The 14492-nt window shown below is 57.1% G+C and carries 18 protein-coding genes, 4 tRNA genes and 3 pseudogenes; 8 read left to right on the top strand and 17 right to left on the bottom strand.

What is annotated here, in order from left to right; all coding sequences use genetic code 11:
- The first annotated feature begins 92 nt into the window (after positions 1–92).
- Complete coding sequence (locus J3P79_RS09410) at positions 93–356, top strand: type II toxin-antitoxin system HicA family toxin (protein WP_434609911.1); 264 nt, start codon at positions 93–95, stop codon at positions 354–356.
- Positions 353–685 carry a type II toxin-antitoxin system HicB family antitoxin gene (locus J3P79_RS09405; protein WP_030138077.1) on the top strand — a complete coding sequence of 111 codons (333 nt, stop codon included), beginning with the start codon at positions 353–355 and terminating at the stop codon, positions 683–685. The genes J3P79_RS09410 and J3P79_RS09405 overlap by 4 nt, the downstream gene beginning before the upstream one ends.
- A 31-nt stretch (positions 686–716) precedes the next feature.
- Here the strand turns inward: J3P79_RS09405 and J3P79_RS09400 are convergent, their stop codons facing one another.
- Entirely contained in the window at positions 717–920 is a 204-nt protein-coding gene (locus J3P79_RS09400) for a hypothetical protein (RefSeq protein WP_030138076.1), read from the bottom strand.
- Positions 921–1496: 576 nt separating this feature from the next.
- Between J3P79_RS09400 and J3P79_RS09395 the strand changes: the two are divergent.
- Positions 1497–1678 (top strand): annotated as a pseudogene (locus J3P79_RS09395) (DJ-1/PfpI family protein); the annotation flags it as partial.
- 25 nt (positions 1679–1703) lie between these two features.
- A complete protein-coding gene (locus tag J3P79_RS09390; protein WP_434609909.1) occupies positions 1704–2228 on the top strand; it encodes a DUF2867 domain-containing protein in 525 nt (174 codons plus the stop codon).
- Positions 2229–2370: 142 nt separating this feature from the next.
- Here J3P79_RS09390 and J3P79_RS09385 read toward each other — a convergent pair whose 3' ends face one another.
- Both J3P79_RS09385 and J3P79_RS09380 read right to left on the bottom strand, forming a co-directional pair.
- Positions 2371–2916 carry a hypothetical protein gene (locus J3P79_RS09385; protein WP_434609907.1) on the bottom strand — a complete coding sequence of 182 codons (546 nt, stop codon included), beginning with the start codon at positions 2914–2916 and terminating at the stop codon, positions 2371–2373.
- A gap of 75 nt (positions 2917–2991) precedes the next feature.
- Positions 2992–3633, bottom strand: a complete 642-nt coding sequence (locus J3P79_RS09380; RefSeq protein ID WP_434609906.1) for a DUF998 domain-containing protein — start codon at positions 3631–3633, stop codon at positions 2992–2994.
- A 136-nt stretch (positions 3634–3769) separates the two neighbouring features.
- On the opposite strand from J3P79_RS09380, the pseudogene J3P79_RS09375 reads away from it, so the two are divergent.
- Positions 3770–3994, top strand: a pseudogene (locus J3P79_RS09375) (cytochrome c); the annotation flags it as partial.
- A 144-nt stretch (positions 3995–4138) separates the two neighbouring features.
- Positions 4139–4303: pseudogene (locus J3P79_RS09370) on the top strand (DNA-binding protein); the annotation flags it as partial.
- A 133-nt stretch (positions 4304–4436) separates the two neighbouring features.
- Here J3P79_RS09370 and J3P79_RS09365 read toward each other — a convergent pair.
- The 3 genes from J3P79_RS09365 to J3P79_RS09355 all read right to left on the bottom strand — a co-directional run bounded on the left by J3P79_RS09365 (position 4437) and on the right by J3P79_RS09355 (position 5676).
- Positions 4437–4709, bottom strand: coding sequence for a hypothetical protein (locus J3P79_RS09365; RefSeq protein ID WP_434609905.1), 273 nt, complete (start codon positions 4707–4709; stop codon positions 4437–4439).
- A gap of 309 nt (positions 4710–5018) precedes the next feature.
- The gene (locus J3P79_RS09360; RefSeq protein WP_434609903.1) at positions 5019–5432 is read right to left on the bottom strand and encodes a hypothetical protein; all 414 of its coding nucleotides are present in this window, start codon (positions 5430–5432) and stop codon (positions 5019–5021) included.
- A 13-nt stretch (positions 5433–5445) separates the two neighbouring features.
- The gene (locus J3P79_RS09355; protein ID WP_434609901.1) at positions 5446–5676 is read right to left on the bottom strand and encodes a hypothetical protein; all 231 of its coding nucleotides are present in this window, start codon (positions 5674–5676) and stop codon (positions 5446–5448) included.
- A gap of 98 nt (positions 5677–5774) precedes the next feature.
- Here J3P79_RS09355 and J3P79_RS09350 point away from each other — a divergent pair, with 98 nt between their 5' ends.
- On the top strand, positions 5775–6185 hold the full coding sequence (locus J3P79_RS09350; RefSeq protein ID WP_434609899.1) for a hypothetical protein: 411 nt from the start codon (positions 5775–5777) through the stop codon (positions 6183–6185).
- 604 nt (positions 6186–6789) lie between these two features.
- Here the strand turns inward: J3P79_RS09350 and J3P79_RS09345 are convergent.
- From J3P79_RS09345 to J3P79_RS09330, 4 genes are all read right to left on the bottom strand, one after another.
- A complete protein-coding gene (locus J3P79_RS09345; protein WP_434611415.1) occupies positions 6790–7086 on the bottom strand; it encodes a type II toxin-antitoxin system YafO family toxin in 297 nt (98 codons plus the stop codon).
- Between the two features lie 139 nt (positions 7087–7225).
- The gene (locus J3P79_RS09340; protein WP_434609898.1) at positions 7226–7351 is read right to left on the bottom strand and encodes a hypothetical protein; all 126 of its coding nucleotides are present in this window, start codon (positions 7349–7351) and stop codon (positions 7226–7228) included.
- 95 nt (positions 7352–7446) lie between these two features.
- Entirely contained in the window at positions 7447–7755 is a 309-nt protein-coding gene (locus J3P79_RS09335; protein ID WP_434609896.1) for a hypothetical protein, read from the bottom strand.
- Positions 7756–8061: 306 nt separating this feature from the next.
- A tRNA-Val gene (locus tag J3P79_RS09330) sits at positions 8062–8138 on the bottom strand.
- Between the two features lie 183 nt (positions 8139–8321).
- Here J3P79_RS09330 and J3P79_RS09325 point away from each other — a divergent pair.
- The gene (locus tag J3P79_RS09325) at positions 8322–9605 is read left to right on the top strand and encodes an NAD(P)/FAD-dependent oxidoreductase (protein ID WP_434609894.1); all 1284 of its coding nucleotides are present in this window, start codon (positions 8322–8324) and stop codon (positions 9603–9605) included.
- Positions 9606–9796: 191 nt separating this feature from the next.
- Here the strand turns inward: J3P79_RS09325 and J3P79_RS09320 are convergent.
- From J3P79_RS09320 to J3P79_RS09290, 7 genes are all read right to left on the bottom strand, one after another.
- Positions 9797–9873: transfer RNA gene (locus tag J3P79_RS09320), tRNA-Asp, on the bottom strand.
- Positions 9874–9961: 88 nt separating this feature from the next.
- Positions 9962–10038, bottom strand: a tRNA-Asp gene (locus J3P79_RS09315).
- A gap of 58 nt (positions 10039–10096) precedes the next feature.
- A tRNA-Val gene (locus J3P79_RS09310) sits at positions 10097–10172 on the bottom strand.
- Between the two features lie 102 nt (positions 10173–10274).
- A complete protein-coding gene (locus tag J3P79_RS09305; protein ID WP_434609893.1) occupies positions 10275–11048 on the bottom strand; it encodes an SDR family oxidoreductase in 774 nt (257 codons plus the stop codon).
- A complete protein-coding gene (locus tag J3P79_RS09300) occupies positions 11045–12256 on the bottom strand; it encodes an O-succinylhomoserine sulfhydrylase (protein ID WP_420765693.1) in 1212 nt (403 codons plus the stop codon). The genes J3P79_RS09305 and J3P79_RS09300 overlap by 4 nt, the downstream gene beginning before the upstream one ends.
- Before the next feature lie 60 nt (positions 12257–12316).
- Positions 12317–13822 carry an amidophosphoribosyltransferase gene (gene purF, locus J3P79_RS09295; protein ID WP_030142021.1) on the bottom strand — a complete coding sequence of 502 codons (1506 nt, stop codon included), beginning with the start codon at positions 13820–13822 and terminating at the stop codon, positions 12317–12319.
- A gap of 41 nt (positions 13823–13863) precedes the next feature.
- Positions 13864–14424 (bottom strand): CvpA family protein, encoded by a 561-nt coding sequence (locus tag J3P79_RS09290; RefSeq protein ID WP_039593931.1) that lies wholly within the window; start codon positions 14422–14424, stop codon positions 13864–13866.
- Between the last annotated feature and the right edge of the window lie 68 nt (positions 14425–14492).

Here is a 14492-nt window from a genome sequence, read left to right as displayed (position 1 = left end):
CCTCGGAAAAATGCCGAAATGAAAATTCCGTCCCTGCGTCAAACCTCGGTGAGAACAGTACTGGTAGGATCCTGCTATCTTTTTTTGATAGCATGAGCAAAATGAACAACAGGCACCGGAAAATTTGGGAAGCGATCTACCACACGCCAACCAGCGCGACGGTGGTGTTTGCTGACATTGAGGCTTTAGTCGTCCATTTGGGCGGTCAAGTGTTGGAACGCCAAGGATCGCGGGTCAAGCTCGTGCTACGAGAGGCCCAGTGGCGCTGTCATCGGCCGCACCCCGGAAAGGAAGCCAAGAAATATCAGGTAGAAGAGGCTCGTGGATTTTTCCAGCGAGCAGGAGTAGAGCTATGAACAGCATGACCTATAAGGGTTACACAGCCCGAGTTGAGTTTGATGAGCGCGACGACATCTTTGTCGGCCGGGTCCTGGGCGTCCGTGACATCATCAGCTTCCATGCCGACTCAGTGGCGGAGCTACGAGCGGAATTTGCTGCCGCGATTGAGGATTATTTGGCGGACTGTGCCGAGCAAGGTATCAGCCCAGAGAAGCCCGCTTCGGGGAAGGTAATGCTGCGCATCCGCCCGGAAGTGCACGCCGCGGCTACCATTGCAGCCCAAGCCGCTGGCAAAAGCCTGAACCAGTGGGCGGACGAAGTGTTTGAACGAGCAGCACACGCTTGACCACAAACAAGCCCGGCACCAAACCGGGTCTTCAATGAAGCACTCTGCGGCTTTCCCCTATCCTTATGCGGTCAAGGGCCCGGTTTAACGCATCCAGCGCCTTTAAGAGCGCCTGTGCCTCGGCTTCCCGACCATCTCCCCACAGGCGCTCAGCCATCTTGTTGAGCGCCAGGATAGATCGTTCGATTTCGGCAGCACTCGCTGTCGTTTTGTCGTCTGGTTGTTTCTTTGGCATGTTTACGGACGCTTTCTTCAAGGTGGGTCGGCGCTTTCATGTTACAGGCATACCACGAGGCACCCGACGGTGCGACGCTCAAGCCCAGATGGCCGACTCTCTGTGAATAATCAGCGCCTGCCTTAGCCTACTTCGCACCACCGTTGCCACGATTCGTCTGGGCGTCCTGGTCGGACCCGGGGTTTCCAGGCGGCGGATTCCAATCTTCTGGCTTCTCTCCGGTGCCCTGCTTTGGCTCAGACTCAGCCTGATCAAGACCGGAACCATGTCCTTTGCCCGTATCAGGCGCTTTCTCATCTGGCCCTGGGTACGGCGCTTCCGGACCGTTATTATCAATCACCATAATGCCTCTCCTGTCTGGAGCGCAGTTCTGCGCATACATTTGAGAGGGCTTGCTTACACAGGAAGTGCTATGTCCGCGACGAGTGGACAAGCTAACAGGGCGTTTCAAGATTTCGCCCGCGCTACGAACCTGCGCCGCATAAGCGAGCTTGCGCCCCGTACAGTCTCTTCCCAGGTAGCCAACAAGGAGCGGACGAATTCTTTTTCGAGCAGCTCATGGATATCGACCTGTTCTACCGGGTGAGATGGTTGATTAATCCTTCTTCGACGTGGACAAGCGCCGCGCGACGTTACACCCTGTTCTGCCAGCAGGGCGGCAAGCGCTCTATGGTGCGTTGATCGGGCTCAGCATCCGCCAAGGAGAAATGGGCGCCGCCCAACAAAAAAAACGACATGGCATGTCGTCTAATTGGTAGTTAGCACTCAGGAGAGAGATCCCCAATGCCGCGAGAATTTGAGCTCGTCACGTCCGTCCCAGTCCCCTTAAGGTCCGGCCTCACGCACCTTTACAAGTCGATGAACCTGGCGGACGCTTTTGCGATTCGGCTACCTGCGGGCACATCCAGCAATCCAGATTTGCTGGCTCGGTTCATCATTTCCCAGCAGCCATCGTGGATCGGATGGCTTATGAAAGTCCGAGACACCATCGCTGCCTGCTTTGGTCTCAAGACAGCCAGTCATCTGGCAACGCTTGCTGATCGGATCCAAATCTTCAAGGTCTACAGCACGAACAAGACCGAAATCGTATTGGGAGAGGACGACAAGCACCTCGACTTCCGGATATCGATCTTGTGTCCTGAAGAAGGGGAGCCAGAAGACACTCGCCAACTTGTGTTTTCTACCGTGGTCCATTGCCACAACCGTCTGGGCCGGGCCTACCTCTTCGTTATCGCCCCGTTTCACCGCTTGGTTGTTAAAGCCAGCCTGCGCAGTGCAGCGCGCGTCGGTTGGCCTTTGGCTGCGTGAGCCGCGACACAAAAAATCCCGTGGCGAGGGAGCTTGCTCCCGCTGGGACGGTCCGACGCTTTGGGCGAAGCCGCCCCAAAAGGCATGGCGCTTTTTTTCCAGAAAACCGAACAAAGACTGAAAGCGAACCGGGTTCCTCGCCTTACTTGGCTTTTGCGCCCTTGATGTCACTGATGATTTTCTGGGAAATAGCCTCGACCTGCTCCTTGGTCATCGCCGACATGACGCCTTCCCAGGCAGACGACGACGTGTCATACGTCCGGGTGCCAATCAGGCGGCCTGATTTCAAGTCCGAGTAATCTGCACTGGAATTGACCCACGCATTCCCCACCATGACCCCTGCGCCGTAGCGTGCGCCAGGCGTCAAATAACGGAAATTGCTCACATTGATCTTGATGCCAACCCCCTCTTTACCCCCAGGACTCGAAGCCTGGCCCTCCGCAAGGCTGTAGCCGGCACGAGTCGCTTCGACTTGCAGGGCATCGCGCCATTCCTGTTTCAAGCGAGGCCAGTCCTCGTTCTGTTGAACCTTGCTGTTTCCCTGGAAGTTCACCACCAGGTTTTGCTTGGCTGACTCCTGGATAACAAGCGTTTCAGTTCCGCCGCTTTTCACGGAAGCAGCGCATCCGCTCAACATCAAAAGAGCAACAGCACAGGACAGTGCAATCGAAAGCTTGGAGTTGTTCATTGATTTCCCTATCCAAAAATCGGTGAGATGGAGGTCAAGTATGTCCGCCGGGGCAGATGGGTTATAAGGCGCTCATTAACGGACGCTTGCCGGGGTCACTTCAACACGAAGAGCGATCCATGCCAAGGCCGCAATCCACACAACGCATACGCCGTAATTAAGCCTTTGGTACAGGCCAAATCCATGCCCTTCGGCGAATGCCTTGGACATCATCGCTACCGTCACGACAGCGAGGATCAAGCAAAGCATCGAGAACCTTCCGAAACCAGGTGACGACAACAGTCGTTTGCCGAGGAAAGCCCACAACACAATGGCCAGCGCCAGCGTGACGAACATGATCAAACCCGCCAGGTTATGAACCTGCTGGGAAATTGAAGGCTGCGCCGGCGCACATCCCTGATCACAGGAAAAATAGCCAGCAGCAAAGCTCGCCAAGCCATGGAGCAATACTAAAACGGCGCTGAACAGGGCGAGGCGCGACCCCCCGAAGTTGCGTATCAAACCTATCGCGAACAGTACGAACAGCACGCCCAGCGGAAAGTTATTCACCCAGGCCGAATAACCATGCGTGGGAGCCCCTACCGCGCCCAACATACTCATCGCCTGGTCGAGATGGCTATAACCCGGATAGCCCAGCGACGTCAGCGCCACACCCGCGAACAACCAAAGAGGAATCAACAGCCCCAGTCCCAGTAAAATCCGGTCAATGGTTTTCATAGTACGACGCTCCCTTTTAATGGCAATGGACCGCTCCGTCTCCTACGAAGCGTCGTCATGCTAGCGGGCGTCCGTCATGAGGGATATCTATTTTTGCGAGCCTGCGGGTAGATGCGTCATCCTGTGGCCCTTTCGAAAAAGCAATCCTCCCACACCTGACCTGACGACATCCGCCTTCAAAAAGCGACTGAGAGATTATCCGGGCGTAATTGTGTCATCGATAATCCTTCGCCCGAATGGCGACTTGATTCCGAAGACGTTGCGAGAGAATGGGGTACGGTTACCGCCACATGCTTGGAGCGTTATGGATCTGCGCGATTTGAATCTGTATATGAGTGGGGTGGTTGCGAGAACTCGGTAATTGAAACAAGCGGCAGGCTTGAGCGCCGACTGGGGGAGAGATTGCTATTTTGGATCCGCTTGTATCCGGCCCGCATCACAAACCGTAGCCGGCCCCTGCCCCGTCCTGTTCGGCGAGCGAGAAATTGGCAAAGGAGATTTGAACATGAGTCAAAACCTGACGACATTCGATATGGCTGCGCTGCTCAATAGCGATGAAGCAGCCATTGAATATCTTTCTCAAGTGTTGGCTGATGGTGACAGCGAGGAGTTTGTCCGAGCGATCGGTCATGTAGCCAAGGCCCGAGATATGGCGCAGATCGTTGAAGACTGATGCTTGGGGCGAGAGAGCTTTTGGAAGGCCCAAGGAGTCGAAAGAGCCCGGCAATCAGGCCAGCATCACGTACATTTTGCAGCCATGCATTCGTCAGAGGAACGGGCGACTGACAAGTCGCCCGTTTCATTTATTCCGCCACCTGCGCTCGCAATCGTCGCCCGATCACATCCATGACATCACAACCATCGCGCAAAGACGTGGTCAGCAACTTACAAAAATCAGTCAGCACCACCGTGTCTGAGCTGATGTCAGAGCGGAACGCGATATTTTCCAGAACCTGAGCCACCGTGCGGATGCGGTAATCGGCGGTTTCGAAAAGGACGTCTAGAGGCGCTTCGGTGTCGATGAGCAGGGTTGCGGGGATGCAGTCGATGCCTGTGATGGGCATGTATCGGGTCATGAGCAGTTACCTTCAATTGATAATGGGCAGGAGCTTCTGCGCTTCATTCAACCGAGTCGCCAAACCCGAATCGCCATCTGGGCGACAGAGAGACAATAGGTTGCGCATTGAAATGCTGCAATGCGCTGGCTTCCGAGATTTGTGTAGGAATTTGCGTCGCAGCCCCTCGCGGCACACGGCTGTGCCTTCATCCGTCTCGTAATCGTGGTCTGTCCCCCGATTCCTCTTGGTGACTGAAAAACAGTCGCGACAGCTTGAGAAGTTTGCCAAGACAGGCGCCGACGCCTGAATCGATCTGCAATGTTCGGATTATTTTTTAAGACCAGCTCCCATGATGCCCGCGACGTAATCGCGGTGTGCTGCCTGTTGCATCTCAAGCCAGCTGTCGAAATCGGTATTTTCTTTGATGAAGACGTCCCACTCATCATCAGGAATCGCTTTGAAATCCTCGATAGATTCGACCTTGAAGCCTGACCCCTTAACGAGCCCATCAAGATCAGCGAACGAACTATGAGCAGCGATAAAAGCGGGATTCATCATGTCCCCGAGCTTTACCTCTTTCGTCGCAGCCAACTTATCAATGTTCTGCTTGAGCCTATCAAAACCCGATTTATCAATCTTTACCGACATAGCTTGCCCTTGCTTTCGAAATGGAGGTTTAGTAAGGCACAGCGCCTCGGAACTAGCCAGCACAACCCAACCCAATTTGCCACCACCGGTCACGGAGGGCGGCGCCCTAGCCGATATCTCGATCTACCCAGTGCTTGGCGAGCCAGCTTGGAATCAACAGCGTTCGGGATGCATTAATTTTCTTGTCGGCATCTGGCAACTGAGCAACTTCAACACCGAAATAAACCATCCAGCTTCCATCTGCCTGCATTTCGAGAGCTGTTAAGTACGTTCCGACCTCTGCTTCGGTCAGACCGCTTTGCTCTGCGATCAATTTGTTGGAAGGTTTTCCGTCCATCTCAGGCTCCTTGATCCAGCCCATGCCGGACCATCAACCAATAGCCCACAAACTCGAATCACGCCAACCGGCGAGGCCGGTGGCTGTTGGGAGCAAACATGAATCCCTATCTGATCCAGGGCCCGGCCCAGATCGGCATCAGCGGTGGTCGCACCAGCGGACACATGGCCTACGAAGCCCACGGCGGCGTACTGCCACCGGATGTTTATCTATTCTTCCAGAACACTGGCAAAGAGCGCGAGGAGACGCTGATCTTCATCGACCAGATAGCCAAGCGATGGAACGTGAACATCGTGTGGATGGAGTGGTGCCGGGTGTACGGCCAGCCGGACGACGCTCCCTGGTACAAGCAAAAAAGGGACGGATTTATTTCCCACCAACTACTAGTTGATCCGAGCGAATCCATTCGATGGAAGATTTCAGCGCAGGAAAGACGCAAAAAAATCTGTCCCCTTTCACACTCTTTTTCCCTGAAAACGAAAAGCCCCGGCAGATGCCGAGGCTCATGAATATGTGGAGATATCTTTAAGCCGAGGCTACGACCCCCGCGGTGAGCAAAAAAATTCCCAAGTACCAACCCCAGAGGAACACCTTTGTTTGTGAGTCTTTCTTCGCATAGACGTACACGTAAAAAGGTATGACTAAGCAGAGCATGGCTTGGGGTAACGAATTTTTTATGGCAACGCAGAAAATGACCACTTGCATAGCAACCATTAAGCCGAGCCCCGACAGGAGTAAGTACATGACCATCCGATTACATCCATTTGAAATGAGTGATGAATGTATCGGCGGCCCAATCGGAAACTAAAAGCCCAGCGCAATGGCCGGGCTATGTCTGCTGTGTGGCGCTTGAAAAGCTGGACACGCTGCCATAAAAACAGAGCTATTCCGCATGGACAACTATTGTTTTCACGCTGCCTCCCGCTCCAAGACGCAATCTAACCAAAAAGAGAAAAGGGGACGGATTTATTTTTTGGTCAACTCCCGGCTGATCCAAGCGAATCCATTCGATGGAAGCTCGCAGCGCACAGAAGCAAAAACAAACCTGGGAATCATCTGGCCGGCCTTCCCACCGCGCAGAGTCCTCCAAATCCGGCCAGGAAAAAATTTAAGTCAATTCTCGTCTCGGAATTTTTTTGCCAGTACCCCAAGCCTAGTCATTACAGCATTGACTTTCGCCTTGTCATGCGCAGAGGGCGCGAAAAATGCCAGGATCATGTATCGGTCTTCATAAAGCTCGCCCTGCACGTAGACCAAAGCGGCATCCAAATGCGGCCGCTTTATGCCGCACTTTCTGTAGGCCTGCCGATCAGAGGCCCTGAACGCTTGGGGTGGTAAAGCTATATGAATATGACGAAGTTGCCCGGATCGAGCCGCTGCTGGCTCGTGATACGGCTGATCACACCCCATGTAACTGGGAAGTGACTGACCTTTGCTATCCATGCAAACGGTAAAATCCTTGATTATCTGGGCTAGTGCGAAAGGATGGGCTGCGAGTGCCAACTCAATATCAGCCGCAACTCAGGATGGATTTCGAATCGAATAGCCACTATCCGACTTGATCGATCAGACGCCGCGTGTTGCGGGCCGTCAGGGTTTTCAGACCGTCCAAGTCGATATCGCTTTCGATGACATTCGGAACGATGGTGCGTTGACGTATCAGGGAATCATTCATGGCCGCGACCGAGCGCGCCTTCGCTACAGCCCGAAGCAGCGTATTGAACTCTTTCTCGCGCCCGACCGGAGTACCAACTTCACGAAGCTTCTTCTCTACAAACCTGAGGTGTCTGCGATCAAGCCAAAAGGATGGTCTTCGAAATGGCCTTCTGGAACGTCTTTCTCACACAATATCCTGGTGTATTTACTCATGTCGGCTTCGAGTTTGCGCAGTTCGCCAACAACACTTTTCACAAGATCCTGCACGTTCGCCTGGGTCCGCTTCGCCGCTTCAGTTGACCGCTTGGCTGGCGCTACTTCGGCAAATGCCATTTGATCAGTCATGACCAAGCATGCCGCAACCATAGTCATGGCGATGGTCGGCCCCGACCAAGAGCCTTTGCTTTGAGCTGCTACTGTCATAACGTCACCAAACCTACCGAATTGCTCAAATACTATAACAGCGAAATCAAGGCTCGATGCATAGCACCGAGCAGTTGGTAGTAACGCCAGCGATACGCTCAATCCACGGCTTACCAAACTCTTTTCCTGAACACATTCAGAGCGTAACGGGATAAAAAATTTCTGGCGAGGGGCCTGGGACCAGATGGGTGCCTTTATAGAGATTTTCAGAAACCTCCTACGTCGCAGCTTTAAAAACCCCCAAACGCAAAAAGGGCCCACCTTTCGGTGGGCCCTTCTAGACCGCCCAGCAGAGCGGATTTTGTTTGGTAGGCGCGATTGGACTCGAACCAACGACCCCCACCATGTCAAGGTGGTGCTCTAACCAACTGAGCTACGTGCCTGCTGTGAGGCGGCATTCTACGGAATTCCAAAGGGGTGTCAACACCTTTTTTTCACCTAACCCTATGAATATGCAAAATATTTAATTTCCCCGCCGCGACGAAGATTCGGCGGTGGCTGGCGGCGGATTTTTATCTCGGGTAGGATCGCTGCATTCGTAAAAAATATAAAACAGAGGTTCCAGAATGGCGAACACATCCTACCCAGCGTCCTATTACGCCGCATCGGCCAACCCGGCGCCGTCGCGCCCTGCTCTGCAGGACGATGTCGAAACCGATGTGTGCGTGATCGGTGCGGGCTATACGGGGTTGTCTTCTGCGCTGTTTCTGCTGGAGCACGGTTTCAAGGTCACCGTCCTTGAGGCAGCCAAGGTTGGGTTCGGGGCTTCGGGTCGCAACGGCGGCCAGATCGTTAACAGCTATAGCCGCGACATCGATGTGATCGAGCGCAGCGTCGGCCCGCAGCAGGCGCAGTTGCTCGGCAACATGGCGTTCGAGGGCGGGCGGATCATTCGCGAGCGGGTGGCGAAGTATCAGATTCAGTGCGATCTGAAGGATGGCGGTGTGTTTGCCGCCCTTACCGCTAAACAGATGGGCCATCTGGAGTCGCAGAAGCGTTTATGGGAGCGTTTCGGTCATACGCAGCTGGAGCTGCTGGATCAGCGGCGTATCCGCGAGGTGGTGGCTTGCGATGAGTATGTCGGCGGCATGCTGGACATGAGCGGCGGGCATATTCATCCGCTTAACCTGGCGCTGGGCGAAGCAGCGGCGGTGGAATCGTTGGGTGGGGTGATTTATGAGCAATCGCCGGCGGTGCGCATCGAGCGCGGTGCCAGTCCGGTTGTGCATACGCCGCAGGGCAAGGTCAGGGCCAAGTTCATTATCGTGGCGGGCAATGCATATCTGGGCAATCTGGTACCGGAGCTCGCGGCCAAGTCGATGCCTTGTGGCACGCAGGTGATTGCCACCGAGCCGCTGGGTGATGAACTGGCGCATCGCCTGCTGCCACAGGATTATTGCGTCGAAGACTGCAACTACTTGCTCGACTACTACCGGTTGACGGGCGACAAGCGTCTGATTTTCGGTGGCGGCGTGGTGTATGGCGCGCGGGATCCGGCGAACATCGAGGCGATCATCCGGCCGAAGATGCTCAAGGCGTTCCCGCAGCTCAAGGATGTAAAGATCGATTACGCCTGGACCGGAAATTTCCTGCTGACGCTCTCGCGTCTTCCGCAGGTCGGGCGGTTGGGGGATAACATCTACTATTCCCAGGGCTGCAGCGGTCATGGCGTCACGTATACGCACTTGGCGGGCAAGGTGCTGGCCGAGGCGCTGCGTGGGCAGGCGGAGCGTTTTGATGCGTTTGCGGACCTGCCGCACTACCCCTTCCCCGGTGGTCAGTTGCTGCGTACGCCGTTTGCGGCGATGGGGGCTTGGTATTATGGATTGCGGGATCGGTTGGGGTTCTGAGGCTTCAACACCGAAGGGCTGCTTTGCAGCCCAGCGGGAGCAAGCTCCCTCGTCACGGGGCTTGTTCCAATCTTCCAAATTCCGGAAACAAAAAACCCCGGTCTTTCGACCAGGGTCTTTGCTATCGATTGGAAGAAGCTCTTCAGCTTTCTTCTTAGCTTCAAGGCGTTCAGTGGGCCTCGAAGCAGATATGGCGCAGCGGACGGGACTCGAACCCGCGACCCCCGGCGTGACAGGCCGGTATTCTAACCGACTGAACTACCGCTGCGTATCGCTATGGACTTGCGTCCAGTTAACTCGTCTGATCAAACCCTTGGGTCTGGATCTCGAACCAGGCGAACCTGATTCGGAAAATATGGCGCAGCGGACGGGACTCGAACCCGCGACCCCCGGCGTGACAGGCCGGTATTCTAACCGACTGAACTACCGCTGCGCGTCGGTGGAGGCTTTTGACAGCTTCCATCTTGCTTTCGCAAGACTCTCAAGAAACATGGTGGGTGATGACGGGATCGAACCGCCGACATTCTGCTTGTAAGGCAGACGCTCTCCCGGCTGAGCTAATCACCCTTTGCTGCGTTGAGGCCGCGAAATTTACGCAGGTACCGATGCTAAGTCAATAGCAGCGTTGAAGTTTTTTTCAAAACAGTTCAACGACACCCGCTACCGCGCTCACTCGTAAATCATTTTCTTGGTCATGCCGCCGTCCACCACGAACTCCTGCCCCGTGACGAAACCGGCATTGCGCGACAGCAGCCACGCCACCATGGCCGCCACGTCCTCTACCGTGCCGACCCTACCCGCCGGATGCTGGGCGTGATCGGCATCGGTGAGCGGCTGCGCACGACGCTGCGATGGGTCTCGCGCGTCGATCCAGCCAGGGCTGACGGCATTGACCCGGATCTCCGGCCCGAGGCTGATCGCCAAGGCATGGGTCAGGGCCAGCAGGCCGCCCTTGCTGGCCGCATAGGCCTCGGTATCCGGCTCCGACTGCGCAGCGCGGGTCGAGGCCAGGTTGACGATGGCACCGTTGTGGGCGCGCAGGTATGGCGCGCAATGCTTGGCCAGCAGCATCGGCCCACCCAGGTTCACCGCCAGGACCCGGTTCCAGTGAGCCAGGTCGAGGCTTTCGAGGGTGATGTTGTGCGGGTCGGCAATGGCCGCGTTGCACACCAGCGCGTCGAGTCTGCCGAACTGCCCAAGTACTTCCGCAATGCCGGTGGCGACCTGCGCCTCGTCCGCCACGTCCATGGCAATGAACCAGGCATTGTCACCCAAGGTCTTCGCGACCTTGGAACCGCGCTCGCGATCCAGATCGGTCAATACGACCTGCCAGCCCTCACTGATCAACCAGGCGGCAATACCGAGGCCGATGCCCCGCGCGGCGCCCGTAACCAATGCAACCCGGCCATGAGTACCGCTCGGCGGCGTTGCCAGCTCGATCACAAGGCCGCCAACCCGCGGGCCAGATCGGCTTGCAGGTCCGCTACGTCTTCCAGGCCGACCGCCACGCGGATCAGACTGTCGCGAATACCCGCCGATTCCCTCTCTTGGGGCGACAGGCGACCATGGGACGTGGTACTCGGGTGAGTAATGGTGGTCTTGCTGTCGCCCAGGTTGGCGGTGATGGAAATCAACCGGGTCGCATCGATGAAGCGCCAGGCGCCCTCCTTGCCGCCCTTGACCTCAAAGCTCACCACCGCGCCGAAACCGCGCTGCTGACGCAAGGCCAGTTCGTGTTGCGGATGGCTCTTGAGGCCCGCGTAATGCACTTTCTCGATGCCGTCCTGCTGCTCCAGCCACTCAGCCAACGCCTGGGCATTGGCGCAATGGGCCTTCATTCGCAGGCCGAGGGTTTCCAGGCCCTTGAGGAAGATCCAGGCGTTGAACGGACTGAGGGTTGGCCCTGCAGTGCGCAAGAAGCCAACAACCTCTTTCATCTGCTCGCCACGACCGGCGACGACACCGCCCATGCAACGGCCCTGGCCGTCGATGAACTTGGTGGCCGAATGCACCACCACGTCCGCACCCAGCTTCAGCGGTTGTTGCAGCGCCGGGGTACAGAAGCAGTTGTCGACCACCAGCATGGCACCCTTGGCATGGGCGATTTCCGCCAACGCGGCGATGTCCACCAGTTCGGCCAAAGGATTGGAAGGCGACTCGACGAAGAGCAACTTGGTGTTGGCCTTGATGGCGGCATCCCAACCGGAAAGGTCCGCCAGGGGCACGTAATCGACTTCCACGCCGAAACGCTTGAAGTACTTTTCGAACAGGCTGATGGTCGAACCGAAGACGCTGCGCGACACCAGCACGTGATCGCCGGCACTGCAAAAGCTCATCACTACAGCCATGATCGCGGCCATGCCAGTGGCGGTGGCAACCGCTTGCTCGGCACCTTCCAGGGCGGCGATGCGCTCCTCGAAAGCCCGCACGGTCGGGTTGGTGTAGCGCGAGTAGACATTGCCCGGCACCTCGCCGGCAAACCGCGCCGCCGCATCGGCGGCCGTGCGGAACACATAGCTTGAGGTGAAGAACATCGGATCGCCATGCTCGGCTTCCGGCGTACGGTGCTGGCCCGCGCGAACCGCCAGGGTATCGAACGCTACGCCTTCAAGGTCGCTGTCCAGCCGACCGGCATCCCAATCCTGACTCATGCTGCCACTCCTTTATTCGGTTGAACGCAAACCGGCCCCTCAGGGCCGGTTGGGTGTCACTTAGTTGTTGTACAGATCGATGATCGCGCTGACCGCCTGAGTCTTGGCCTTGGACGCATCGTTACGCGCGTTCTCGATCCGGTTCAGGTAGGCCTCGTCGATGTCGCCGGTGACGTACTTGCCGTCGAACACTGCGCAATCGAACTGCTCGATCTTGATCTTGCCGCCACCCACCGCCTCGATGAGGTCCGGCAGGTCCTGGTAGATCAGCCAGTCGGCGCCGATCAGGTCGGCCACTTCCTGGGTCGTGCGGTTATGAGCGATCAGCTCATGGGCACTCGGCATGTCGATGCCGTAGACGTTCGGGTAGCGCACGGCCGGGGCAGCCGAGCAGAAATAGACGTTCTTGGCGCCGGCTTCGCGGGCCATCTGGATGATCTGCTTGCAAGTTGTACCGCGCACGATGGAATCGTCCACCAGCATCACGTTCTTGCCGCGGAATTCCAGCTCGATGGCGTTGAGTTTCTGGCGTACGGATTTTTTCCGTGCAGCCTGGCCCGGCATGATGAAGGTACGGCCGATGTAGCGGTTCTTCACGAAGCCTTCGCGGAACTTCACGCCCAGGTGGTTCGCCAGTTCCAGGGCTGCGGTGCGGCTGGTATCCGGGATCGGGATGACTACGTCGATGTCATGGTCCGGACGCTCGCGCAGGATCTTGTCGGCCAGCTTCTCGCCCATGCGCAGGCGCGCCTTGTAGACCGAGATACCGTCGATGATCGAGTCCGGACGCGCCAGGTAGACGTGTTCGAAGATGCACGGGGTCAGGCTCGGGTTGGTCGCGCACTGGCGGGTGTACAGCTTGCCGTCCTCAGTGATGTAGACCGCTTCGCCCGGGGCCAGGTCGCGAATCAGGGTGAAGCCGAGCACATCCAGGGAAACACTTTCGGAGGCGATCATGTACTCGACGCCTTCATCGGTGTGACGCTGGCCGAACACGATCGGACGGATACCGTGCGGGTCGCGGAAGCCTACGATGCCGTAGCCGGTGATCATCGCCACCACCGAGTAGCCACCCACGCAACGGTTGTGCACGTCGGTCACGGCGGCGAACACGTCTTCTTCGGTCGGCTGCAGCTTGCCGCGCTGGGCCAGCTCGTGGGCGAAGACGTTAAGCATCACTTCCGAGTCGGAACTGGTGTTGACGTGGCGCAAGTCAGATTCGTAGATCTCCTTGGCCAGTTGCTCGACGTTGGTCAGGTTGCCGTTGTGCGCCAACGTGATGCCGTACGGCGAGTTGACATAGAACGGCTGGGCTTCGGCCGAAGTCGAGCTGCCCGCTGTCGGGTAACGCACATGGCCGATGCCCATGTGGCCTACGAGGCGCTGCATGTGACGCTGGTGGAACACGTCACGCACCAGGCCGTTGTCCTTGCGCAGGAATAACCGGCCGTCATGGCTGGTCACGATACCGGCAGCGTCCTGGCCGCGGTGCTGGAGCACGGTTAGCGCGTCATACAGCGCCTGATTGACGTTCGACTTACCGACGATACCGACGATGCCACACATGCGACGCAACCCCTACTTAATGGATCTGAACTGAACAACACTCACTGCGGCGTTTTGGCCATCGGCAAGAGTTGTTCCTTGAACGGTATTTCAGCGGGTACGCTGATACCGCTGGCAAGCCACTGACTGCTCCAACCCAGGATCAGGTTCTTGGACCAGTCTGCGACCAATAGAAATTGTGGCACGAGCCGGGACTCCTGCCACCACGTATCCTGCTGTACCGGCCCCAGGCTCAAGAGCCCGACGGCCACGACCACCAGCAACGCGCCACGCGCCGCGCCGAAGGCCATGCCCAGGAACCGGTCCGTCCCGGAAAGCCCGGTGACGCGAATCAGTTCGCCGATCAGATAATTGATCATTGCGCCCACCAGCAAGGTGGCGATAAACAAGATGGCACAGCCCGCGATCACGCGGGCCGACGGTGTTTCGATGTATCCGGCGAGGTACTGGGACAGCGAGCCACCAAACATCCAGGCTACGACTCCCGCGATGATCCAGGTCAGCAGCGAGAGCGCTTCCTTGACGAAGCCGCGACTCAGACTGATCAAAGCGGAGATGGCGACGATCGCAACGATCGCCCAGTCAACCCAGGTAAATGGCACGGTGCAGCCTACAGACGGATAAGGCGGCGCATTTTAGCAGAGCGCAGGGCTGTCGGTAAGCTGCGTGA

Source organism: Pseudomonas sp. R1-7, from assembly GCF_051132105.1.
Lineage (GTDB): Bacteria > Pseudomonadota > Gammaproteobacteria > Pseudomonadales > Pseudomonadaceae > Aquipseudomonas.
Note: the sequence above shows the minus strand (reverse complement) of the source record. Positions and strands in the feature narration are given on the sequence as shown.

Bases quoted from the DNA above. Each gene is read 5' to 3' on its own strand.
- J3P79_RS09400 (WP_030138076.1), bottom strand. From the start codon at position 920: ATGCCAAAGAAACAACCAGACGACAAAACGACAGCGAGTGCTGCCGAA.
- J3P79_RS09350 (WP_434609899.1), top strand. From the start codon at position 5,775: ATGAATCCCTATCTGATCCAGGGCCCGGCCCAGATCGGCATCAGCGGT.
- J3P79_RS09390 (WP_434609909.1), top strand. From the start codon at position 1,704: ATGCCGCGAGAATTTGAGCTCGTCACGTCCGTCCCAGTCCCCTTAAGG.
- J3P79_RS09300 (WP_420765693.1), bottom strand. From the start codon at position 12,256: ATGAGTCAGGATTGGGATGCCGGTCGGCTGGACAGCGACCTTGAAGGC.
- J3P79_RS09335 (WP_434609896.1), bottom strand. From the start codon at position 7,755: ATGACAGTAGCAGCTCAAAGCAAAGGCTCTTGGTCGGGGCCGACCATC.
- J3P79_RS09385 (WP_434609907.1), bottom strand. From the start codon at position 2,916: ATGAACAACTCCAAGCTTTCGATTGCACTGTCCTGTGCTGTTGCTCTT.
- J3P79_RS09405 (WP_030138077.1), top strand. From the start codon at position 353: ATGAACAGCATGACCTATAAGGGTTACACAGCCCGAGTTGAGTTTGAT.
- J3P79_RS09340 (WP_434609898.1), bottom strand. From the start codon at position 7,351: ATGAATGATTCCCTGATACGTCAACGCACCATCGTTCCGAATGTCATC.
- purF (WP_030142021.1), bottom strand. From the start codon at position 13,822: ATGTGTGGCATCGTCGGTATCGTCGGTAAGTCGAACGTCAATCAGGCG.
- J3P79_RS09380 (WP_434609906.1), bottom strand. From the start codon at position 3,633: ATGAAAACCATTGACCGGATTTTACTGGGACTGGGGCTGTTGATTCCT.
- J3P79_RS09365 (WP_434609905.1), bottom strand. From the start codon at position 4,709: ATGACCCGATACATGCCCATCACAGGCATCGACTGCATCCCCGCAACC.
- J3P79_RS09355 (WP_434609901.1), bottom strand. From the start codon at position 5,676: ATGGACGGAAAACCTTCCAACAAATTGATCGCAGAGCAAAGCGGTCTG.
- J3P79_RS09345 (WP_434611415.1), bottom strand. From the start codon at position 7,086: ATGGGGTGTGATCAGCCGTATCACGAGCCAGCAGCGGCTCGATCCGGG.
- J3P79_RS09410 (WP_434609911.1), top strand. From the start codon at position 93: ATGAGCAAAATGAACAACAGGCACCGGAAAATTTGGGAAGCGATCTAC.
- J3P79_RS09325 (WP_434609894.1), top strand. From the start codon at position 8,322: ATGGCGAACACATCCTACCCAGCGTCCTATTACGCCGCATCGGCCAAC.